Here is a 23,604-nt window from a genome sequence, read left to right on the forward strand (position 1 = left end):
AAATTAAAATTAGATGCCAACAATATCTAAAAAAGGGCAATTAATGCCAGAATCACCTATTAGGAAATTGGTACCGTTTGCAGAACAAGCTGTGAAAAACGGTAAGCATATTTACCATTTAAATATTGGACAACCCGATATTAAGACTCCTGAGGTGGCATTAAAAGCGGTGAAAGAGAATGATGTTGAGATTTTGTCCTATTCGCGTTCAGAAGGCTCCGAGACTTACAGAAATAAGCTGGCTAATTATTACAGCAAGCATAACATTTCTGTTTCAAATAAAGATATCGTTGTTACTACTGGAGCAAGCGAAGCCATTGCCTTTATTTTTGGTAGCATTATGGATGTTGATGACGAAGTAATCATCTGTGAACCCTTCTATGCCAATTATATTGCTTTTGCAACAGCTGCTAGTGTTAAAGTTGTTCCTATTATTTCGAGCATCGAAGATAATTTTGCTTTACCAGCTATAGAGGAATTTGAAAAATTAATTACCCCTAGAACAAAGGCTATAATGATTTGTAATCCGGGGAATCCAACGGGATGTTTATATTCTGAAGAAGAAATAAGACAATTGGCTGATATTGTAAAACGTCATGATCTTTTTCTAATTTCTGATGAAGTTTATCGTGAGTTTACTTACGATGGCCATTCCCATTTTTCTATTTTGGAATTGGATGGACTGGATGAACATACCATTATGATAGATTCAGTTTCCAAACGTTATAGTATGTGTGGAGCAAGAGTTGGTTGCTTGGTTACTAGAAACGAGACCATTAGACATACTGTTTTAAAATTTGCTCAAGCAAGATTAAGCCCTCCAACATATGCACAAATTGCGAGTGAAGCGGCTTTGGAAACACCATCGAGTTATTTTGAAGAAATAAAGGACATCTACATTACAAGACGAGATACTTTAATAGCGGAATTAAATAAAATTGAAGGGGTAAAAGTAGTTACTCCTAAGGGCGCTTTTTATTGTATTGCTGAATTACCTATTAAGAATGCAGATAATTTTGCACAATGGTTATTAGAGCATTTTCACCTTGATAATGAAACTGTTATGGTAGCACCGGCTAGTGGTTTTTATTCTTCCGAAGGTATAGGAAAAAACCAAATACGGATTGCTTACGTACTTAATAAAGAAAGCTTGGTTAAAGCGGCTAACATAATCAAGGAAGCCTTAAAAGTTTACAAAGACTAGTGCACATTGAACAAAATACATCTTTAAAGCCTTACAATACATTTGGTATTGATGTTAAGGCTAAGCATTTTGTTTCTATTTCTAATGTTTCTGAACTAAAAAAGGTTCTTAATTCTTCTAATTACCCTAATAAATTACTTTTAGGAGGCGGAAGCAATATGTTGCTGACAAAGGATTTTGACGGACTTGTTATTCACCTAAACCTTAAAGGAATCGCAGTTATTTCGGAAGATCACAATCATGTTTTCGTAAAAGCAGCTGCGGGTGAGAACTGGCACGAATTCGTGCTTTGGTGTTTAGCTAATAATTATGGAGGGATTGAAAACATGTCTTTAATTCCGGGAAATGTTGGCACTGCTCCTATTCAAAACATTGGGGCTTATGGTGTTGAGCTAAAAGATGTATTTGTGTCTTGTGAAACCGTTTCTATTGAAAATCAAACAGAAAAAGTCTTCGATAAAAAGGACTGTAATTTTGGATATAGAAATTCCATTTTTAAACAAGAAGAAAAAGGAAAACGCGTTATAACTAGCGTGACTTTTAAATTAACTAAGGAGAAACACCTATTAAACACTAATTACGGCGCTATTACATCTCAACTAAATGAAATGGGGGTTAATACACCCTCTATTCAAGATATTTCTAAAGCTGTAATTGCTATTCGCCAAAGTAAATTACCAGACCCAAAAGATATTGGAAACAGTGGAAGCTTCTTTAAAAATCCGGTAATAAGCAAAACCTTATTTGAAAGCTTAAAAGATAACTTTGAAGATATACCGAGTTACCCAGTTTCAGATGCAGAGGTAAAAGTTCCTGCTGGTTGGCTAATTGAAAAAGCTGGTTTCAAGGGTAAACGTTTTGGTGCATATGGCGTTCATAAAAAACAAGCATTAGTTTTGGTAAATTATGGTAATGCCAAAGGAGAAGATATTTTAAAGCTTTCAAAATTAATACAGAAAACGATTTTTAGATTATTCAATATCCATATTGAAGCTGAAGTAAACTTACTCTAATCTAAAAGAAATGTCTAAATTTGGAATAACTAACTGGCTTATAAACTAATTAACCTTGATAACATCAATTGAAAAAGAAATCGTTGCCCTACTGCAAAAAGCAGATAAAAAAGCCATTTCTTTGCTTTACGAAAACTACGCCGACGCGCTATTTGGTGTTATAAAAAAGGTCATTACAGACGACGAGACTGCCCAAGATGTACTTCAAGAATGTTTTGTTAAAATATGGAGATACGCCAAAAAATACGATCCAGCTAAAGCAAAATTATTTACATGGCTTTATAGAATTGCCTATAATACAGCTATAGATAAAGTTAGATCGCAAAAAAATAAAAGCGGAAAAGAAGTCCAAATCGAGACTTCTACCGTATATACTTTTACAGCTGATAGTATTAATCAAGACGTTTTAGATATTAGAAAACACCTTAAAACACTTGATGAAAAATATCAGATTGTTATTAACGCCCTATTTTTTGAGGGCATGACACAACAAGAAGCTAGTGATGAATTAAATATTCCGCTAGGTACTATAAAATCGAGATTAAAAATAGGATTACGTGAGTTAAAAAAGATTTACGATCCGCAAAACCAATAAAGTCATGAATGATAAGATTACCACATTCTTAAATTCTGGCCTTTTAGAAAAATATCTAATAGGTGAAACTACTTCTGGCGAAACGGAAATGGTGGAAACTTATATTGCCAAATACCCCGAAGTACAGAATACGTATAACACATTACAGTACAATTTAGAAATTGTAGCAAAAAGTAATGCTATTGAAGCTCCTAAAAATCTTCTAGATAACATTCTAGATGAATTAGATGATGCGCCAGTAATAAAAATTGCTGATACTAATAGATACAAAAAATGGTATAAGTTTAGTATCGCAGCAAGCGTTGCTGCTCTATTTTTTGCTGCAACCTCCGTTTACTTTTACAGTGAAAATCAAAAACTACAAGGCGATACTGTTGTAGTTGATGAAGAAATTTTTGATTTACGTGATGACATTGCTGAAAACAGAAAAACTCTAGATGAAGTAATGCGTCAATTAATGAAGCTTAACAACCCAGAAACTGCTAAGTACATCATTAATGGTAATGACAGAGCTAAAGATTTAAAAACTGTAGCCTATATTAACCCTAAAGAAAAGACATCGATGATAGATGTAGTCTCTTTACCAGAATTGCCCGAAGAACAATGCTATCAAATTTGGGCTGAGATGAAAGGGGAAATGATAAATTTAGGCGTACTTAATGAAGCTGACAGACAGTTAAGATCTATTCCATACACTGAAAATGCGCTAGCATTAAACATTACAATTGAGCCAAAAGGAGGAAATGACATTGCCTCTTTAGAAAATAAAGTTGCTGAAGTAAGCCTTCAGTAATATAGTATAACACTTAAAACAAAAGCCTCATTTTAAATTAAAATGAGGCTTTACTTTTTTAAAGCATAAACACTTATTCTTTATCAAATAATGTTTTATGTATAAAACCTGCAACTATAGCTCCAGCTATTGGAGCCAACCAAAACAGCCATAATTGTGAAACAAATTCTCCTTCTGCAAACAATGCCTGACTTGTAGACCTAGCAGGGTTAACAGAGGTGTTCGTAATTGGAATACTAATTAAATGAATTAAGGTTAAACCTAAACCAATGGCAATCGGAGCAAAACCTTTTGGAGCTCTTTCATTAGTACTTCCTAATATAATCAATAAAAAGAACGCTGTTAATAAAAACTCAGCTATCAAAGCTGCTGTCATGGAATAACCGTCTGGTGATAAATCACCAAAACCATTAGCTGCAAATCCACCAACAGAAGTAAAATCAGCTTTATTCGAAATTATTACATATAAGGCTCCAGCAGCTGTAATGGCCCCTATTAACTGTGCAACAATATAACCTAATAAATCTTTAGCACTAAATTTTCCACCTGCCCATAATCCAAAAGAAACCGCAGGATTAAAATGCCCTCCAGAAATATGACCTACAGCATAAGCCATAGTTAATACAGTAAGACCAAAAGCTAAAGAAACGCCAACAAAACCAATACCCAGATCAGGATAACCAGCTGCGAATATTGCACTACCACAACCACCAAAAACGAGCCAAAATGTTCCAAAAAACTCTGCAAATAATTTTTTCATAATTTTCAATTTAATTAGTTAGTATTCTGATTTTCAATTAAAAGTACGACACCAATATTATTTTTTTGTCACATTTATTTTATTTTTAATATTTAAATCTAAAATCTATAAAAGTGTTACCTTTGTATAAAATTTTAAGATGAAACTTTTTTTAATTACAGTTGCGTTTTTAGCCGTTGCTATTGCTGGAATAGCTATAAAAATTTGGGCAAAAAAAGATGGTAAGTTTGCTGGTACCTGTGCTAGCCAAAACCCTGCCTTAAATAAAGAAGGCGAAAATTGTGGCTTTTGTGGAAGAACTCCAGATCAATACGCCGATTGTAGTGAACCACAACACTCTTAACATCATATGATTTTACTTGAAATAGTTTACTATGCATTTATTGCTGTAGTCTTTATTCAAGTTATATTTTACACCTTTTTCTTTGGTAGGTTTTCTTTTTCCAAAATTGAAAAAAAACCTAGTAAAAAAGTTCCTGTTTCTATTATTATCTGCGCAAAGAATGAAGCCAAAAATTTAAAAAGTTTTTTGCCTTCAATACTTCATCAAGATTACCCAAATTTTGAAGTAGTCTTAATTAATGATGCCTCGTATGATGATACACCAGAAATTATGGAACAATTTGCAAAACAACACGATAACATTAAAATTGTTGATGTAAAAAATGTTGAAGCTTTTTGGGGCAATAAAAAATATGCGCTAACACTAGGAATTAAGGCTTCAACTCATGATTACTTGCTTTTTACAGATGCCGATTGCAAGCCTGTGTCAAATTCTTGGATTAGTGAAATGACTTCCCACTTCAACAATGAGATTTCCATTGTTTTGGGTTATGGATCTTATCAAAAAATCAAAAAGTCATTTTTAAACAAACTTATAAGATTTGAAACTTTAGTAACTGCTATTCAATATTTCTCTTTTGCCAAAATAGGTCTCCCCTATATGGGTGTTGGTAGAAACTTGGCTTATACCAAAGAAGCGTTTTATAAAGCTAACGGTTACGTAAACCATATGAAAGTGCGTTCTGGGGATGATGATTTATTTATAAATCAAATCGCGACAAAAAAGAATACTGCCCTTAGTTTTTCGGAAGAAAGCTTTACCAGTTCCATCCCCAAAACAACATTTAAATCTTGGTTTATACAAAAGAGAAGGCATGTATCTACTGCTAAGCATTATAAGTTCATTCATAAGTTTTTATTAAGCTTAATTTACTCTTGTAACTTTTTGTTTTGGCTACTTGCTACTATTTTGTTTGTAACTACATTTAATTGGCAAATAGTATTAGGCATATTCCTCTTTAAAACAATACTTCAGATTATCGTTTACAACTATTCTGCAAAAAAATTACATGAAAAAGATCTTGTTTATTTACTTCCTGTCTTAGAAGTCTTTTTAGTTATCATTCAATTAACTATATTTATAAACAATCTTATTTCAAAACCTAACCATTGGAAATAAACGAAGCCATTAAGCGCGCTAAATCCAACGACCAAAAAGCTTTTAACTTCTTACTAGATACCTTTTGGGATGATGTTTATGGCTTTCAGCTAAGACGCATTGAAAATGAAAATGATGCTGAAGATATTGCCATACAAACGTTTTCGAGAGCCTTTGATAGAATTGAAACTTTTGACGAAAACTATAAATTTGGAACATGGCTAATCACCATTTCTAAAAACATCCATATAGACTTATTAAGAAAAGAGAAAAAATCTATAACCCAAGTTATCTCAAATGATGACAAATCGGTTTATCAAATTTTAGATGAATCACCTTCAGCCGAGGACAAACTCATTACAGAGCAGCACTTAGCAAAACTACTAAGAGATATTAAGAAGCTTAAACCTCATTATCAAAAAGTAATAAACCTTCGCTACTTTCAAGAGTTAAGCTATAAAGAAATCTCAGCCGAACTTAATGAGCCTATTAATAATATTAAGGTAAAGCTTTTAAGAGCAAAAAAGCTACTAGCCGATATTATTCAGGAAAGTAAATAAACTATGAGTACCCTAAATCTTTACTATAAAGAATCAGGCATTGCTTCTCCCCTAAGCATATCACTTTCTATTCTTTCCGGCGCCATAATACTACTTTTTTGTAGTTTCTTTTACAGCCTTCTAATTGCAAACCTTTCCTTTATCTATCTAAATTTTTTAATTGTTGCTGCCTACGGTTTTATAGTATGCTATACCAGTAGAGCCTTCAATATGATTTTTAAAATAAGAAATCGAAAAAAATCTATAGTTATAACCATTATATTAGCTCTATTAGCAATCTACTTTCAATGGATAAGCTATATCTTTATTATTTCTTTCGATGAACTAGATCCTGCGCTCCTATTTAAAGAATGGGATTTTTTCTTCAACCTATTAATAAGACCCGATATTTTTGTTTCTACAATGATAGATATTAGTAACGTTGGTCTATGGTCTATTGGTGCTTCAAACGGAACAACACTTAAAGGCGTTTTATTATGGGCCATTTGGTTAGGTGAAGCTGCTATAATCATCTATATAGCTGTTAAGCATTATTTAAATTTTGAAACTATTCCTTTTTCTGAAAAAGATAATAAATGGTTTAAAAAAGAGCTTTTAGATTTTGACTTTGAACGTGTAGTTTATAAAAAGAGTTTTGTTGAAGAGTTACTCCAAAATCCATCTGAGGCGATATTAAACTTAAAAAGAGGTGATGGTTTAAGGCATTCCAAAATTTCCGTTTTTAGCTCTGAAACAGAACCCAGAAGTTTAATTACAATAGATAACATTGTAATTACTCAAAGAGGAAAAGGCAAACGAGATGTTACTAAAGTCTTAGAATATTATTACATTGACAATTTACATCTTAGCATCATAAGAAGTAAATTTAGAACTAAAACAGCATCAATTTTTGATTACTAAACTAAAACATTTAGGTCCAGGTCTGTTATTTGCTGGCGCCGCCATTGGAGTATCTCATCTTGTTCAATCTACTAGGGCTGGTGCCGATTTTGGTTTAGGTCTCCTCTGGGCATTATTACTTGTAAATTTATTTAAATATCCATTTTTTCAGTACGGCCCAAGATATGTAGCGGCCACAGGAGAAAGTTTAATTGATGGCTACAAAAAACTTGGCAAAGGCATTTTGGGCATATACTATGTGTTGAGTATTGGCACGATGTTTACCATCCAAACGGCTGTTACTATTGTTACGGCCGGTTTAGCTTCTAATTTATTTGGAAATATTGCGCCCTTCACCGTAGGTAACAGAACCATTACAAGTATAGAATCCTGGACAATTGTTATTTCATTGGTTTGCGTATTGCTTCTCATTATTGGTAAATATAACCTCTTAGATAGACTAATGAAGCTCATAATAATTACCCTTACTATTAGTACAATTATTGCTGTGAGTTTTGCATTTGGTAATAACGAAGCACCACTTTCATTTTCACAAATCTTACCAAAAAACACATTAGAAATTACTTTTTTAATTGCTTTTATGGGCTGGATGCCTGCACCTTTAGATGTTGCTGTTTGGCATTCACTTTGGGCTGTAGAGAAAAAACAAGAAAACAAGAACTATAAATCGGCATTATTTGATTTCAATATTGGCTATATCAGTACGATTATCTTGGGAATTGGCTTTTTGCTTTTAGGGGCTTTAGTAATGTTTAACAGCGGTGAAACATTTAGCAATTCTGCAGGTAAATTTGCAGGTCAGTTAATTAATATGTACAAACAAAGCTTAGGAGATTGGGCTTATATTATAATTGCCATAGCTGCTTTTACCACTATGTTTAGTACCACCTTAACAACATTAGATGCTTCTCCAAGAACAATGGCTAAAGCAAGTGAATTGCTTTTTAACAAAAACACATTTTCTAAATATAGCTTTTGGATTGTCGTTTTATTTTTCGGTACCATTTTAATCTTTTTATTTCTTGCCTCAGAAATGGGGTTACTTATAAGAATTGCTACGATTCTTTCATTTATAACAGCGCCGTTTTTTGCCTATATAAATTTTAAACTAATATCAGGAAAGCATACACCAAAAGAATGGCACCCTAACAAAAACATGAAGATTTTAAGTTGGTGCGGCATAACTTTTCTAGTTGGTTTTAGTGTTTGGTATCTCACTACTTTATAAAGAATACTTTGTATCTTTGCTTTTCATTTTTTGACTATGCAAAAAGAAATTTCATCTAATATATTACCAGAAAGAAAACCTAAACCAAAATGGCTTCGTGTAAAACTTCCAACAGGAAAAAAATACACCGAGTTAAGAGGTTTAGTAGATAAGTATAAACTTAATACAATATGCACATCTGGTAGTTGCCCTAATATGGGAGAATGCTGGGGAGAAGGAACGGCAACCTTTATGATTTTAGGTAACATTTGTACAAGATCTTGCGGCTTCTGTGGTGTAAAAACTGGGAGACCAGAATCTGTGGACTGGGATGAACCAGAAAAAGTTGCGCGCTCCATTAAGATTATGAAAATCAAACATGCGGTATTAACCAGTGTAGATAGAGATGACTTAAAAGATATGGGAAGTATTATGTGGTCTGAGACTGTGAAAGCCGTAAGACGCATGAACCCGGAAACGACATTAGAAACCTTAATACCAGACTTTCAAGGTATAGAACAACATATTGATAGAATTGTAGATGTAGCACCAGAAGTGGTATCACATAATATTGAAACTGTAAGACGTCTTACCAGAGAAGTGCGGATACAAGCGCAATATGACAGAAGTATGGGAGTTTTAAAATATTTAAAACAGGCAGGTCAAAGACGTACCAAGTCTGGAATTATGCTTGGTTTAGGAGAAACTAAAGAAGAAGTCATAGAGACACTACATGACCTAAAAGAAAATGATGTAGATGTGGTTACCATTGGGCAATATTTACAACCTTCCAAGAAACACCTTCCCGTAAAACGATTCATTACTCCCGATGAGTTTAAAGAATTTGAAGAAGTAGGACTTGGTCTTGGTTTCAGGCATGTAGAAAGTAGTGCCTTAGTGCGTTCATCTTATAGAGCTCAAAAACATATTCATTAGAACATGATTACTGTAGCCATAAATGGTTTTGGTAGAATAGGAAGACGTGTTTTTAGATTACTTCAAAATTACAAAAACATAAAAGTTGTTGCTATCAATGACTTAGCCGATGCCAAAACTCTTAGTCACTTGCTTAAGTATGATAGTATTCACGGGCTTTTTAATGGCGCTGTATCATCAGAGGAAAACAACATCATAGTTAATGATGAAAAAATTGCCCTATTAAGAGAACAGCACCCAAAACACATTGATTGGACGCCTTTTGGAGTAGATTATGTAATTGAATCTACGGGAAAATTCAAATTATCTTCAGAACTTCAATATCATTTAAAAAATGGTGCAAAAAAAGTAATCTTAAGTGTTCCTCCCATTGAAGATGACATCAAAACCATAGTACTAGGTGTTAATGACCATCAGTTAGATGGTAGCGAAACTATAATTTCTAACGCATCATGTACTACTAATAATGCCGCTCCAATGATAGATGTTGTCAATGAATTATGTGGCATCGATCAAGCCTATATAACAACAGTGCATTCGTATACAACAGATCAAAGTCTTCACGATCAACCTCATAGAGATTTAAGACGATCTAGGGCTGCAGGACAATCTATCGTCCCCACTACAACAGGAGCCGCCAAGGCTTTGACAAAAATTTTTCCAGATTTATCCAATGTAATTGGTGGGTGTGGTATTAGAGTACCAGTTATAAATGGCTCCTTAACCGACATTACCTTTAATGTAAAAAGAAGCGTTTCTATTGAAGACATTAATAATGCATTCAAAACTGCCTCAGAAACTAATTATAAAGGTATTTTAGAGTATACCGAAGACCCAATAGTATCCATAGATATCATTGGGAATACACATTCATGCGTTTTTGATTCTCAAATGACATCGGTAATTAATAATATGGTGAAAATTATAGGATGGTATGATAATGAAACGGGATATTCTCAGAGAATTATTGATTTAATATGCAATTAATCGGACAAAAAGCACTTTTTGTCGATAAAATGTTTATATTTGTTGACAAGATTGAACCAAAATGTCCCAAACCAAACTATATACTCTCGTTTTTATCTTCCTTTTTAGTGCCTTTACTTGGGCGCAAAAGGGCATGAACGATGATCCCGAAATAGTTCAAAGCAACATTAATGGTCGCATTGAACAGTTTGCTAACTACCTAGAAAAGTTTAACTACCAGGAAGCTCAAAGAAATTTAGATGAAGCGCTTAGAATTGCTGAGGAGAATGACTTGAAGAAAAATCTAGGTATTATTTATACACTTAAAGGTAAACTACAACTTATAATAGAGGAAAAAGATAACGCCTTTAACACTTTAAATAAAGCTATAAAAATATTAAGTGAAATTAAGGACGATGCTCATTTAGCAGATGCCTATAGAACTTTAGGTGAAGTTTTCATTAGTAAAGGAGATTACTTCCAGGCGTTGGACTATTTAAAATCTTCTAAAAACCTATACGAACAAGAAAGTGTCGATAAAGGTATTGCTGAAACGTTGTTACTTGAGGGAAAAACGTATATCCTATTAAAAAAATACAGAGAAGCTAGGTCGGTGCTAGAACAATCTACAGCCTATGCAAAAAAATCCGAATTACTAAAAATACAAAGTGAAGGTCTGTTAACTCATGCCTTTGTGTATAACAAATTAGGAGATAACGAAAAAGCTGTTGAGCTTTCTAATGAAGGACTACGAATAGCCAAAGCTAATAACTTCATGGCCATACTTAATGAAGGCTACTTAATGTCTAGTAATCTTCATAACAATATTGGGAATTATCAGTTATCTAGAAACTATTTAAAAAGCCATGTAAAATTAAAAGATTCTATTAGAGACTTAACAAGGTTTAGCTCTACAAAAGATCAAGAAACTCAAGACCTTTTGCAAACAACCATAGCAGAAAATGAGAAATTGAAAGAGCAAGCTAAAGCTGAAGAAGAAGACGATGGTGTAAGAAATCTGATAACAATTTTAAGCGTTGCGCTTATTACTATTCTTTCCCTTTTAACATTATCTTTATATAAGAACAATAATATAAGATTGAAAACCAATAATATGCTTCATAAAAAGAATGGAGAACTTATTATTGCTAAAGAAAAAGCAGAACTTGCTTCAAAAACTAAAGCTAACTTTTTATCTACTGTAACTCATGAGTTAAGAACGCCCCTATATGCTGTTACAGGTTTAAGTAATATGCTTTTAGAAGAAAACCCTAAGCCAGAGCAAATTCAGCATTTAAAATCTTTAAAATTCTCTGGAGATTATCTATTAACATTCATTAATGATATCCTTCAAATAAATAAAATTGAAGCTAATAAAGTTGAATTAGAGCCAGAACCATTTAATCTAAGAAAGAAGATTAATAATATTATTCTAGCGCTTAATAATTCGGCAGAAGATAATAACGTAAAAATTCATTTTGAATACGATAAAAATCTTCCTGAAAACTTTATCGCGGATCAAATTAAAATCTCGCAAATCCTAATTAACTTAATTGGTAACTCTATCAAATTCACTAAAGATGGTGATATATGGATAAGAGTATACCAAATGGAAATTAAGGATAAAATGTATACCTTAAGGTTTGAAGTTGAAGATAATGGAATTGGAATTAGCCAAGAGAAACAGGATAACATGTTTGAAAGTTTCAATCAAGGTTCAATTCAAATCAACAGAAAATATGGTGGTACGGGATTAGGTCTATCTATTGTAAAAGGTTTAATAGATATTTTAAAAGGCGAAATTCATGTAAAAAGTAAGTTAGAAGTGGGAACAACCTTCTTCTTTGACATACCATTAGAATTCACTGGTGAGAAAGAAGCCAAAGAGAAAAAATCGAGTTACTTTGATAAGGAAAATACGGAGTTAGACCTTACTAATGTTAAAATCTTGGTGGTTGAAGACAACAAAATCAACCAAATGATTACCAAAAAGATTTTGACTAAAATGGGACTTAAATGTGATATCATAGATAATGGTACAGATGCCGTAGAAATGATTAAAACTAATGGCTACAATCTCATTTTAATGGATATTCATATGCCAGGTATTAGTGGTATAGAAGCCACAAAACGTGTTAGATCTTTTGATAAAGAATTAACCATATTTGCGCTTACAGCTGTTACCATTGAAGATAAAATGCATGAATTTGAAGAAGCTGGTTTCACAGATATCATTCCGAAACCTTTTAAGCAAGAAGAGTTTGAGAAAAAACTGTATAATGCCTTAGCTCCAAAACAAGATAGAACAGCTAGTGCTTAGTTAAATAGGCTTTTATCAAATCATTAAAAACTGCTTCCCTATCTATGTTAACCTCAATAGGTAAATAGTAAAGCTTAGACTTTAAAACTTCATATTGTTTTAAACGCATAAAGTCCTTTTCGGTAGTAATTATCAAAGCTTCTTTATTTAGGCTTTCTATCTCCAAATTAGAAAAATCGTGATGATCTTTATAATTCAAATGCCGAAACTTTAATCCTTTAGCCTTTAAGAAGTTTACCAAAGGCATGGCATTTGCTATTCCCGTAACTAAAGTAAACTCCCTTAACCCTTCTAGCGCCATAGCGTCTTTTTGAGAGTACACCTTGTCAGCATAACTAATAGAACTAAAAAATACATCTTGATATTTCTCTGGCTTTAGTTTTTGTCTTAAAGTCTCTTTTTCAACTTCACTAATAGTATCAGGACATTTTGTAACTATAATAACATCAGCTCTTTTGGCGCCCTTTCTTGGCTCCCTTAAATCTCCTGTCGGTAGAAGAATATCATCACAGTACGGGTTATTATAAGTGGTTAACAGAATATAAAATCCAGCCTTTACCTTTCTATGCTGAAAGGCATCATCTAACAAAATCACTTCAGGAGAATTCTTAAGAGACATTAAGTTTTTAATGCCATTATTTCTATCTGCATCAACAGCTACTTGAATAGCTTCTTTAAATTTTGAATAAAACTGAAAAGGTTCATCTCCAATACTTTCAGCATCACTTTTGTCATTTGCCAATTGAAAACCTGTTGTTTTACGCTTGTAACCTCTGCTCAATGTTGCTAATTTATAGTCATCTTTTAAAGCATTAACTAAAAATTCAATCATTGGCGTTTTTCCCGTCCCGCCAACACTTAGGTTTCCAACACAAATAACAGGAAATTCATAAGACAAAGACTTTTTAATACCATTATCATACAATCTATTCCTAACCCAAGTGGCTAGATAATAAAATGGCACAAAAGGAAATGCTATATATCTAAATAATGTCATGTATTTACTGTTTCTCAACTATTACAAGTTCAATGCAACACTACAATCGCTGCAAGTACTCATCTATTAAGTTTATCATGAGATGTTTTACCAAGGCAAAGTAAATATTTTATATTTGTTTAATAATCAAATCGCAAAAATAAATATGATTATTCAAGATGTCATTAATCATCTAGAAGCACTTGCTCCCTTAGCATATGCAGAAGACTTTGATAACGTTGGACTCTTAGTAGGTGATAAAAATGAGGTGCTAACAGGTGTTCTTGTTACTCTAGATACTTTAGAAACCGTTGTAGACGAGGCTATTGAAAAGGAATGTAATCTTATTGTTAGCTTCCACCCTATTATTTTTAAAGGTTTGAAAAAAATTACTGGTAAATCATATGTAGAGCGTGTGGTTCTCAAAGCTATAAAACATAATATAGCCATTTATGCCATACATACCGCTTTAGACAATGCAATTCAAGGTGTAAACGATATGATTTGCAATACAATAGGATTGACCAATAAAAAGATCTTAATGCCGCAATCGCAAACTATAAAAAAGCTTACCACTTATGTTCCAAAAAATGAAGCGGAAGATTTAAGAGCAGCTTTATTTGATGCCGGCGCAGGACATATTGGAAATTATAGTAATTGTAGTTTTAATACAGATGGTCTAGGTACATACCAAGGTAATGACAATGCCAATCCTACTTTAGGAGAAAAGGGTACAATGCATAGTGAAGAAGAAACGCAAATTTCTGTAATCTTTGCTAAACACCTAGAAGCACAGGTAATTAATACCTTATTAAACGCACATAGTTATGAAGAAGTTGCTTATGAGGTAATAACTATCGAAAATAAAAATAAGGATATTGGCATGGGCATGATTGGTGAATTCGAAAAGGACATGAACGAAACCGATTTTCTATCTCATTTAAAAACATCTATGCAAACGGACTGTGTGAGACATTCTAAATTACTGAATAAAACCGTAAAAAAAGTAGCTGTATTAGGTGGTTCTGGTAGTTTTGCTATAAATGCCGCAAAGGCTGCGGGGGCAGACGTATTTGTTACTGCAGATCTTAAATATCATGATTTTTTTACTGCCGAAAACCAAATATTACTAGCAGATGTAGGACATTATGAAAGCGAACAGTTCACAAAAAACCTTTTAGTAACGTATCTTACAAAAAAAATCACTAATTTTGCAGTCGTTTTATCAAACACCAACACCAATCCTGTTAAGTATTTTTAAAGTATGGCTAAAAAGAAAGAAGTAACTGTAGAAGAGCGTTTAAGAGCTTTATACGATTTACAACTAATAGATTCTCGTATAGACGAAATTAGAAATGTACGTGGAGAACTTCCTTTAGAAGTTCGTGATTTAGAAGATGAAGTAGCTGGACTAAACATAAGATTAGAAAAACTTGTTGCTAGTTTAGAGGTAATAGACAATGATATTAGTTCTAAGAAAAATTTAATTGAAGAGTCTAAAGCTCTAATTAAAAAATATAACGAGCAGCAAAAAAATGTTAGAAATAACAGAGAATACAACTCTTTATCTAAAGAAATTGAGTTTCAAGAATTAGAAATTCAATTGGCTGAAAAGCATATTAAAGAATTCAAAGTACAAATTGAACAGAAAAAACAAGTTATTTCTGAAACTAAAGAACGTTTAAAAGAACGTGAATCACATTTAAAACACAAAAAAGGTGAATTAAATGATATTTTAGCTGAAACTGAAAAAGAAGAACAAGCTTTAATAGAAAAATCTGAGGCTTACAAGACTCAAATTGAAGATCGTTTAGTTTCTGCTTACGAAAGAATTAGAGGCAGTGTAAAAAATGGTTTAGCAGTTGTACCTATTGAAAGAGGTGCTTCTGGAGGATCTTTCTTCACTATTCCACCTCAAATTCAAGTGGAAATTGCTTCAAGAAAAAAAGTAATTACAGATGAACATAGTGGAAGAATTTTAGTTGACGCTGTTTTAGCTGAAGAACAAAAAGCTAAAATGGAAAAAATGTTTGCTAAACTTTAAATCCATTAAAATAATATATACTGAAAGCCTTCACGTTGTGAAGGCTTTTTTTATTTACATCTCCCGTTAAGGTTTTGTAATTTTATACGTCTTATTAAAAAAATATCTTATGAAGCAAGTAATAACACTTTTAGCCTTAGCGCTTTTTTTCAGTTGTCAAAATTCAGCGCAAACAAAAAAACAAAAAGCCAAAGTTCTTGATGCGAAACCCATAGAGGTTCCTTTAGAAAATGGTTTAGCAAAAGCCTATTTTGCCAGTGGATGTTTTTGGTGTGTAGAAGCCGTTTATGAAAGTGTTAAAGGTGTTAAAGAATCTATCTCTGGGTATTCTGGTGGACATACCAAAAGACCTACTTACGAAGCAAGTAATACAGGGCGTACAGGACATGCCGAAGCTGTAGAAATTATATACGACCCTAAGGTTGTAAGCTTTGAAACGCTGGTTGATGTATACTTTGCCTCTCAAAACCCAACCCAAGTTAATGGTCAGGGACCTGATAAGGGCTCTCAATATCGCTCAATTATTTTTTATCAAAATGATGAACAAAAAGCTATTATTCTTAAGAAAAAAGAAGCCTTAGCGAAACAGCTTGATGCAGAAATTGCTGCTGAAGTATACCCGTTTCAAAAATTTTGGATTGCCGAAGACTATCACCAAAATTTTGAACGTCTTCATCCAGATCATCCCTATATAAGACGAATTTCAATACCAAGATTAAATCGATTTAAAGCTAAATTCCCTAAAGAATTACTTAAGACGGCTCATTAAGTCCTTATTTTCAGTTTAATCCAAAGAAATTCTATTAAAAAAATGATAAAATCATAATTTCTCAAACGTAAATTATTAAATACATACAAAATATTTACATATTTACGCATATTGATAATTATTATTCATACAAAATCAATATTCTTTGAAAATAATTCAACAATAATTAAATTTGGTTGAATGACTCTCAAAGGATAAAGTATGCATAATTCACTAATCGCTTCCTCATACGACTTATCTTCTGGCACTTGGGATGAAATGTATACCAAAGACCTAAAGTTAAGAAGGCAGTACGAAACAATAAGTAATTATTTAAACAATACCTCTATCGAAGAACTTTCGAAAAAGGAGGAACTATCTAAACAATTATTTATAAAAGAAGGAGTAACCTTTACTGTCTATAACGACTCAAAAGGTATTGAGAAAATTTTCCCCTTCGATATCATTCCAAGGATTATCACTTCAGAAGAATGGAAAAAAATTGAGGATGGTATTAAACAACGCATTACCGCGTTGAATCTCTTTATTAAAGATATCTACAACGAGCAATTTATCCTTAAAGATGAGATAATACCTGCTAAATTAATTTATGATTGTCCCTACTTTCTTAGGGAGATGAAAGGTGTAACACCTCCTTTTGACATCTATGTACACATCACTGGTGTGGATTTAATTAGAAATACTGATGGCGAATTTTATGTTCTAGAAGACAATTTAAGAACACCTTCTGGCGTAAGCTATATGCTAGAGAATCGTGAAATTTCCAAACGAATTTTCCCTGGTATTTTGCCAAAGTGCAGTGTACTTTCGGTATCCGACTATCCGAATATCCTTTATGAAAAGTTACGCTTGTGTAGCAACCAGGATAATCCTAATGTCGTTTTACTAACACCCGGAATTTACAACTCGGCCTATTTTGAGCATACCACTTTGGCCAGATTAATGGGCATAGAACTGGTTGAAGGCTCAGATTTAGTTGTTAAGGATCATATAGTTTATATGAAAACCACCTTTGGGCTAAAACGTGTAGATGTTATTTATAGAAGAGTAGATGATGACTTCTTAGACCCTATGGAATTTAACGCTAATAGTGTTTTGGGTGTAGCAGGAATCATGTCTGCTTATAGAAAGGGGAATGTAACTATAGTCAATGCACCTGGAACTGGAATTGCCGATGATAAGGCCGTTTACACTTATGTTCCCGATATGATAAGGTATTACCTCAACGAGGAACCCATTCTAAAAAATATAGAGACCTACCAATTGGGAAGACCTGAAGATTTGGAGTATGTTAAGAAGAATATATCTAAAATGGTCATTAAGAAAACCGATGGTAGCGGTGGTTATGGTATGCTGATGGGGCATGAAGCAACTGATGAAGAAATTAGCGATTATTTAAAAAATGTAGACAAAAACCCTTCCGCTTTTATAGCACAACCTATACTCAAATTATCTACAACCCCTTGTTTTATAGACGGACAGTTAACCCCAAGATGTATTGACTTGAGACCTTTTGCCGTTTACGGACCAGATGGTATTGAAATCTGTCCTGGTGGTTTAACCAGAGTAGCGCTAAAAAAAGGGTCTTTAGTTGTAAATAGTTCTCAGGGTGGTGGTAGTAAGGATACTTGGGTAATAAAATAAAATCATGTTAAGTAGAGTAGCAAATAATCTGATTTGGATGAACCGTTATATGGAACGCGGTTATAACATTTTAAGCCTTTTAAAAACAAACTATTCGGCATATCAAGATTCTCCAGATATGTTTTCTTGGAAACCTATAATAACCAATTACGGTGACCCAAATAGTAGTGTAGATTATAAAGACACAATTGGCTGTATTGAGTATATGGTTTTTGATAATGACAACCCTAACTCCATTACCAATTTAGTCACAAAGTCTAGAGAAAATGCACGAAGTGTTCAAGAGCATATACCCAGGGAAATCTGGTTTGCCATAAACAGTTATTACCTCTATCTCAATGACTCAAGGACTAGAAGAGATTTAAAGCAAAATGACCCCGTCTTTTTTCTGGATCAACTTCTTATGTATCAGTTGTTATATTATGGAAATATAGATATTACCCAAGAGCGTGGACCAGCCTATTATTTTATGGATGTTGGTAAGTTTTTGGAACGGGTTATTCAAATTTCAGATATTACTTCTATAAAACTCAAGAAAATTGCAAAGACCTCCGATAGCCTAGAACGAAGTTTTCATTGGAAAAATCTGCTACATTCGGTTGGAGCCTATCAGCTTTATACCAAGAAATATAAGCCTATATTTCAATCAGACATGATCATTCAGGTTATTTTTAAAGAGCAATTATTTCCAAAATCCCTGTATTATTGCATTAACAAATTAAGCAGACATATTAATCATCTCATACTTACCAATGAGCTTGTAAAAAACGATTTAGAGTTTTTATTAGGTAAACTGGAAAGTACTATAAAATACACGACAACAGATAATATTAACGCTCAAGGATTAGAAAATTTTATTGAAAGCATAAAAGGCGACATTAGAGATATTTCAATGAGTATAAACAACGTGTATTTTTCTACCCAAAGCACTTAAGTTAATGGCTTTATTTTACATAAAACACATCACCAAATATAATTACAGTGGAACCGTTATTGATGGTGCTAACCAAATTAGACTATATCCATTTAACAACGAATATCAAAAAGTAACCTCCCAAAGAATAACAATTAATGGCAGTCCAAATGTGAACTCCTATCAAGATTTTTTTGGGAATATGGTCGGCACTTTTATGTTGGTTGAGCCTCATAACTTTCTTTCTATTGAATCGGATATTGAAGTTATTACACACCCAGTTCAATTTCCAGAGGACACGGCTACACCAGAAAACCAGTGGGACCTTTTAGATTCATTAAGAGAGGACACCCAGTTTATAGATTACTTTAAATACATCACTTTTGATGGTACTCCTGAAATATTAGACCTAATCCAATCCAAAGACAAAACCAATATTTCACCATATAAACTAGCATTAGAATTTTGCGAATTCATATATACCAATTTCAAATATATTCAGGGTATTACCAATGTAGATTCTAAACTGGATCTTGTTTGGGAGCTTAAAGCAGGGGTTTGTCAAGACTTTACAAATATACTGTTGCAAATGGTTAGAATGGCAGGTATTCCAGCCCGATACGTTAGCGGGTATATTTGCCCAAGTGATTCTAAAACCCGAGGTGAAGGTGCCACCCATGCTTGGATTGAAGTGTATATTCCTTACTACGGTTGGCTAGGTTTAGACCCCACTAATAATTTAATAGCTTCAGAATTCCACGTAAAATTGGCCGTAGGTAGAAATTATAAAGATTGTACTCCTGTTAAAGGCGTATATAAAGGTAGTGTTACAGATAGTCTTTTTGTAAAAGTACATGTAAGCACTACCAAAACTAATGGTACTATAGTTATTAGCCCAACAACAGATGCCGAAAAGTCAAAGGCCCAAATAAGAAATACTGAAAAAAACAGCTACCGCCAAAACTTGGAGTTCATCCAACAGCAGCAACAGCAACAACAATAATGGAAATTTACTTTTAAAACATAAGAGGAGTATCGAAAATACACTTCAAAACGAAACGCCTTAATCCATTACTTTAGTTTTCCCATTCAGAATAAACGGCTGGAATAGTGAGCATTGCTATTTTGTTTTGTAAAATTTTTCACCTATATTGAAAGATAAACTTTAACAATACCTGCAAAAGCCACTAACTAAATTATTAAGTGTTTCATGAAACCATTTCGTCCTTTTCATCTTAAATATTTAATACTTTCAGTCTTATTAATTAGCACTTATAGCTGTAATGAAGATGATTCTGCCAACAACAAGCCCGATTTACAAACAACTTTTGTCCCTGATGATAATTTTGAGACTAAATTAATTGAATTAGGTTTTGATGATGTTTTAGACAATTATGTTTTAACCGAAAACATTAAGGATGTCACGGAAATGAACTTAGCGTTTCTGGACATAGGCGATTTAAGAGGCATTGAAGATTTTACGGCGTTGACCCACTTAATCTGTAATGACAATAAACTAACGTATTTAGACGTAACAAAGAATACTGCCTTAACTAAAATTGATTGTAGTTTTAATAGCATACCCAGTTTAGATGTAAGTCTTAATTTAAGTTTAACATGGCTAAATTGTAGTTACAATCAATTAGCCAAATTAGATGTGAATTCTAATACTGCCCTAAGTGTTTTAGCTGTTGCAGGTAACCAACTAACAAATTTAGACGTGAGTTTAAACACTGATTTATCAAATTTAGGATGTGGAGACAATCTTTTAACGCAGTTAGACGTAACCAAAAACACTTTGCTTAGCGTTTTATCATGTTCCCCAAACGGTATTTCTAGTTTAGATGTATCTAATAACCCCGAATTATATTGGCTTACTTGTGCGCAAAATGAATTAACAGAATTGGATGTTACCCATAACCCTCTACTAACTACACTTGGATGTGGCGACAATTTACTTACAAGTCTAGACATAAGTAACAATACCGCTTTAACACATCTGTTTTGTTTTGACAATCAACTTACAAGTTTAGATATAAGTAACAACGTTTTACTCAAAGAATTGTATTGTGATAAGAATCAATTAACAAGTTTAGATGTTAGTAACAACTTAAATTTAGGCACTTTGTTTTTTTCCGATAATCTTCTTGCTCACATTGATATTAGTGGTATAACGCGTTTGATATCTTTTAAGTCCTCCGAGAACCCTTTGACCTGTATTAAAGTAAATCAGACGCAGTTAAATGATATACCCGATAATTGGATTAAAGATTCTGATGATTCGTATGCCTTAAACTGTAACTAATAACAGAATTACATTTAAGTTCCTTAGGAAATTTCTAAAACGAAACATTAAATCTTAAAATCTTGTCACGTTTTCCATATCTTGTTTGTTATAATTTAAATCTTAAATTATAAACATTGGAAAACTATCAAAAGAAACTATTTCCATACGCCTATAACATCTTAGGTTCGGTTGATGATGCTAAAGACATCGTTCAGGATGTTATTGTAAAATCGCTATCACTACAAGAAAAAGATATTCAAAACAAAACAGGATATCTTATTCGCTCAGTCATAAATAGTGCCATCAACCTAAAAAGAAAACGCAATAAAAATACTAGGTATGGCATTTGGTTACCAGAACCAATTTCAACCGAAAATGCAGATAAAGATATAAGTAAAACGGAAGCCTTATCCTATTCACTTCTAATACTATTAGAAAAACTAAATGCAAAAGAACGTGCCGTTTTCATTTTAAAAAATGGTTTTGACTATTCTCATAAAGAGATTGCTGACATTTTTAAAATTTCTATAGAAAACTCAAGAAAACTACTTAGTAGGGCTAAACAAAAATTAGAAACGCAAAACATTAATAGAGATGCCAATGTAATTCCAGATTATACCAATTTTATGGGCAATTATATTGAAATCATAAAAAATGGTGATGCTAAAAAACTAGAACAATTACTGTCAAAAGACGTATCTCTAGTTGCAGATGGAGGCGCATCAATTAAAGTGGTTAAAAAACAGACGCTCGGTAAAAAAGAAACATCAGATCTATTGTTTTACGTCTTTAAAACCTTCCAATCTAAGCAACGTATTAAAGTTTCAAGAATAAATTTTCAACCTGCGTTATTATTCTATTCTGGCAATAAACTTGTGGCTTGTCAAGTTTTTGAAATTCAGAATCAAGTCATTAAAAATATATATGCCATTTTAGACCCTGAAAAAATAAAACGCATTTCTTAATTAAAATTAGTCACATTTTTAAACGTCTATTTGTTTTACTCTTGAACAAAACAAATACAAGATGAAAACACTTTTAAGAATAGACTCTAGTCTAAGGACTGAAGGCTCTCAGTCTAAAACTTTAGCAGATTTCTTTGTAAAACAATGGAAGGAAGTCAACCCAAATGGCAACGTAATACACAGAGACCTTACCAAACAAAACATGCCTCATTTAAGTCAAGAAACAGTAACCGCCTTTTACATACCAGAAAATGACATTTCTGAAACGCATAAAACAGCACTCGCATTTTCAAACGCGTTAATTGCAGAACTAAAATCTGCAGATGATATCTTAATTAGTAGTCCGCTCTACAATTTAAATGTTCCGTCAAAATTAAAGGCTTACTTAGATCATGTAATACGCTCTGGAGTAACTTTTAAAGTTGATACTGATGGTAGTTATGTAGGGTTGTTAAAAGACAAATCTGCCTATGCCATCACAACAAAAGGCGCTGTTTATAAAGGTACACCTATGGAATCCTTAGATTTTCAAGAACCGTATTTAAAAACTATTTTGGGCTTTCTTGGTATTGAGTTAAAAGCTTTGTTCTCTCTAGAAGGTACCGCTCATCCAGATATTTCAGAAAACAATTTAAAGATTCAACAAGATAATATTTTAAACACCTTTAAAAGTTTTGCCTTATGACACCCGATTATTTTAACGATCAATTAGAAGATAACGCAACAATATTGCAACCTAATGAGGGAGAAACGTTCTCTATGAATGGACTCTCTTTAACATTTAAAGTAACCAGTGAACTTTCTAACGATGAACTTGGGGTTTACAAAATTAAACTGGCGCCAATGGCTATTGGAGCAAAATTGCATTATCATAGATTTATGGACGAGACTTTTATTGTAGATAAAGGTACGCTTACCATTCAAGTAGCAGATAAAGAATACACCGCTAAAGCTGGAACTATAGCTTACGTACCACGATTTACACCTCACGGTTTTAAAAATGACACTAATGAAGAGGTAGAACTTACCCTATTGTTTAATCCTTCGCAAAAAAGAGAGGGTTTCTTTAGAGGCCTTCATGAAACCTTAGGCGAAGTCCCCATTAATCCAGAAAAATACTTAAAGCTCTATAACAAATACGACAGCTTTCCTGTTGACACGTCTAACATGATTCCTGTTAGAACTTAGATTGAAGGCTTAGTGTATACTAAGCCTTTTTTGTAGTACCTTTCTTTGTTTTGTAAATATTTTCAACTACATTCGTTGTAGCTGGATATAAATAGTATACAATTGTTTATGTACATAAGATCA

Annotated in this window: 24 protein-coding genes; 22 read left to right on the top strand and 2 right to left on the bottom strand. The window is 32.9% G+C overall.

Annotated features, from left to right (window positions below; genetic code table 11):
* Positions 1-13: 13 nt before the first annotated feature.
* The 4 genes from FUA24_RS05300 to FUA24_RS05315 are packed head-to-tail and all read left to right on the top strand — an operon-like array spanning position 14 to position 3,605.
* A complete protein-coding gene (locus FUA24_RS05300; RefSeq protein WP_148540323.1) occupies positions 14-1,204 on the top strand; it encodes a pyridoxal phosphate-dependent aminotransferase in 1,191 nt (396 codons plus the stop codon).
* Positions 1,204-2,217, top strand: a complete 1,014-nt coding sequence (gene murB / locus FUA24_RS05305) for a UDP-N-acetylmuramate dehydrogenase (RefSeq protein WP_148540324.1) — start codon at positions 1,204-1,206, stop codon at positions 2,215-2,217. The genes FUA24_RS05300 and murB overlap by 1 nt, the downstream gene beginning before the upstream one ends.
* A gap of 55 nt (positions 2,218-2,272) precedes the next feature.
* Complete coding sequence (locus FUA24_RS05310) at positions 2,273-2,812, top strand: RNA polymerase sigma factor (RefSeq protein WP_148540325.1); 540 nt, start codon at positions 2,273-2,275, stop codon at positions 2,810-2,812.
* 4 nt (positions 2,813-2,816) lie between these two features.
* The gene (locus tag FUA24_RS05315) at positions 2,817-3,605 is read left to right on the top strand and encodes an anti-sigma factor (protein WP_148540326.1); all 789 of its coding nucleotides are present in this window, start codon (positions 2,817-2,819) and stop codon (positions 3,603-3,605) included.
* 73 nt (positions 3,606-3,678) lie between these two features.
* Here the strand turns inward: FUA24_RS05315 and aqpZ are convergent, their stop codons facing one another.
* Positions 3,679-4,365: an aquaporin Z gene (aqpZ, locus tag FUA24_RS05320; protein WP_148540327.1), complete on the bottom strand. Its 687-nt coding sequence runs from the start codon at positions 4,363-4,365 to the stop codon at positions 3,679-3,681.
* A gap of 139 nt (positions 4,366-4,504) precedes the next feature.
* Here aqpZ and FUA24_RS05325 point away from each other — a divergent pair, with 139 nt between their 5' ends.
* The 8 genes from FUA24_RS05325 (at position 4,505) to FUA24_RS05360 (ending at position 12,695) form a co-directional block, all read left to right on the top strand.
* Positions 4,505-4,708 carry a membrane or secreted protein gene (locus FUA24_RS05325; protein WP_148540328.1) on the top strand — a complete coding sequence of 68 codons (204 nt, stop codon included), beginning with the start codon at positions 4,505-4,507 and terminating at the stop codon, positions 4,706-4,708.
* A 6-nt stretch (positions 4,709-4,714) separates the two neighbouring features.
* The gene (locus FUA24_RS05330; RefSeq protein WP_148540329.1) at positions 4,715-5,827 is read left to right on the top strand and encodes a glycosyltransferase; all 1,113 of its coding nucleotides are present in this window, start codon (positions 4,715-4,717) and stop codon (positions 5,825-5,827) included.
* A complete protein-coding gene (locus FUA24_RS05335) occupies positions 5,818-6,366 on the top strand; it encodes an RNA polymerase sigma factor (RefSeq protein ID WP_148540330.1) in 549 nt (182 codons plus the stop codon). Before FUA24_RS05330 ends, FUA24_RS05335 begins: the two co-directional genes overlap by 10 nt.
* Before the next feature lie 3 nt (positions 6,367-6,369).
* The gene (locus tag FUA24_RS05340; protein ID WP_148540331.1) at positions 6,370-7,266 is read left to right on the top strand and encodes a hypothetical protein; all 897 of its coding nucleotides are present in this window, start codon (positions 6,370-6,372) and stop codon (positions 7,264-7,266) included.
* The gene (locus FUA24_RS05345) at positions 7,256-8,494 is read left to right on the top strand and encodes an NRAMP family divalent metal transporter (RefSeq protein ID WP_148540332.1); all 1,239 of its coding nucleotides are present in this window, start codon (positions 7,256-7,258) and stop codon (positions 8,492-8,494) included. The genes FUA24_RS05340 and FUA24_RS05345 overlap by 11 nt, the downstream gene beginning before the upstream one ends.
* 36 nt (positions 8,495-8,530) lie before the next feature.
* The gene (gene lipA, locus FUA24_RS05350; protein ID WP_148540333.1) at positions 8,531-9,409 is read left to right on the top strand and encodes a lipoyl synthase; all 879 of its coding nucleotides are present in this window, start codon (positions 8,531-8,533) and stop codon (positions 9,407-9,409) included.
* A gap of 3 nt (positions 9,410-9,412) precedes the next feature.
* Positions 9,413-10,396, top strand: coding sequence for a type I glyceraldehyde-3-phosphate dehydrogenase (gene gap, locus FUA24_RS05355; protein ID WP_148540334.1), 984 nt, complete (start codon positions 9,413-9,415; stop codon positions 10,394-10,396).
* Between the two features lie 61 nt (positions 10,397-10,457).
* A complete protein-coding gene (locus FUA24_RS05360; protein ID WP_148540335.1) occupies positions 10,458-12,695 on the top strand; it encodes an ATP-binding protein in 2,238 nt (745 codons plus the stop codon).
* Here FUA24_RS05360 and lpxK read toward each other — a convergent pair.
* Complete coding sequence (lpxK, locus tag FUA24_RS05365) at positions 12,685-13,692, bottom strand: tetraacyldisaccharide 4'-kinase (protein ID WP_148540336.1); 1,008 nt, start codon at positions 13,690-13,692, stop codon at positions 12,685-12,687. The two genes, FUA24_RS05360 and lpxK, sit on opposite strands and share 11 nt — an antisense overlap.
* Positions 13,693-13,837: 145 nt before the next feature.
* Here lpxK and FUA24_RS05370 point away from each other — a divergent pair, with 145 nt between their 5' ends.
* From FUA24_RS05370 to FUA24_RS05415, 10 genes are all read left to right on the top strand, one after another.
* Positions 13,838-14,932, top strand: a complete 1,095-nt coding sequence (locus tag FUA24_RS05370) for a Nif3-like dinuclear metal center hexameric protein (RefSeq protein WP_148540337.1) — start codon at positions 13,838-13,840, stop codon at positions 14,930-14,932.
* A 3-nt stretch (positions 14,933-14,935) separates the two neighbouring features.
* Positions 14,936-15,715: a zinc ribbon domain-containing protein gene (locus tag FUA24_RS05375; RefSeq protein ID WP_148540338.1), complete on the top strand. Its 780-nt coding sequence runs from the start codon at positions 14,936-14,938 to the stop codon at positions 15,713-15,715.
* Between the two features lie 109 nt (positions 15,716-15,824).
* Positions 15,825-16,484: a peptide-methionine (S)-S-oxide reductase MsrA gene (gene msrA, locus FUA24_RS05380; RefSeq protein WP_148540339.1), complete on the top strand. Its 660-nt coding sequence runs from the start codon at positions 15,825-15,827 to the stop codon at positions 16,482-16,484.
* 201 nt (positions 16,485-16,685) lie between these two features.
* A complete protein-coding gene (locus tag FUA24_RS05385) occupies positions 16,686-18,128 on the top strand; it encodes a circularly permuted type 2 ATP-grasp protein (protein ID WP_148540340.1) in 1,443 nt (480 codons plus the stop codon).
* Between the two features lie 4 nt (positions 18,129-18,132).
* On the top strand, positions 18,133-19,062 hold the full coding sequence (locus FUA24_RS05390) for an alpha-E domain-containing protein (RefSeq protein WP_148540341.1): 930 nt from the start codon (positions 18,133-18,135) through the stop codon (positions 19,060-19,062).
* A gap of 4 nt (positions 19,063-19,066) precedes the next feature.
* Entirely contained in the window at positions 19,067-20,044 is a 978-nt protein-coding gene (locus tag FUA24_RS05395) for a transglutaminase family protein (protein ID WP_148540342.1), read from the top strand.
* A 207-nt stretch (positions 20,045-20,251) separates the two neighbouring features.
* Entirely contained in the window at positions 20,252-21,346 is a 1,095-nt protein-coding gene (locus FUA24_RS05400; RefSeq protein WP_148540343.1) for a leucine-rich repeat domain-containing protein, read from the top strand.
* Between the two features lie 116 nt (positions 21,347-21,462).
* Positions 21,463-22,293, top strand: a complete 831-nt coding sequence (locus tag FUA24_RS05405) for a sigma-70 family RNA polymerase sigma factor (RefSeq protein WP_148540344.1) — start codon at positions 21,463-21,465, stop codon at positions 22,291-22,293.
* A 61-nt stretch (positions 22,294-22,354) separates the two neighbouring features.
* The gene (locus tag FUA24_RS05410) at positions 22,355-22,978 is read left to right on the top strand and encodes an FMN-dependent NADH-azoreductase (protein ID WP_148540345.1); all 624 of its coding nucleotides are present in this window, start codon (positions 22,355-22,357) and stop codon (positions 22,976-22,978) included.
* Complete coding sequence (locus FUA24_RS05415) at positions 22,975-23,481, top strand: cupin domain-containing protein (RefSeq protein WP_148540346.1); 507 nt, start codon at positions 22,975-22,977, stop codon at positions 23,479-23,481. The genes FUA24_RS05410 and FUA24_RS05415 overlap by 4 nt, the downstream gene beginning before the upstream one ends.
* The last annotated feature ends 123 nt before the right edge of the window (positions 23,482-23,604 follow it).

The organism is Seonamhaeicola marinus, assembly GCF_008085455.1.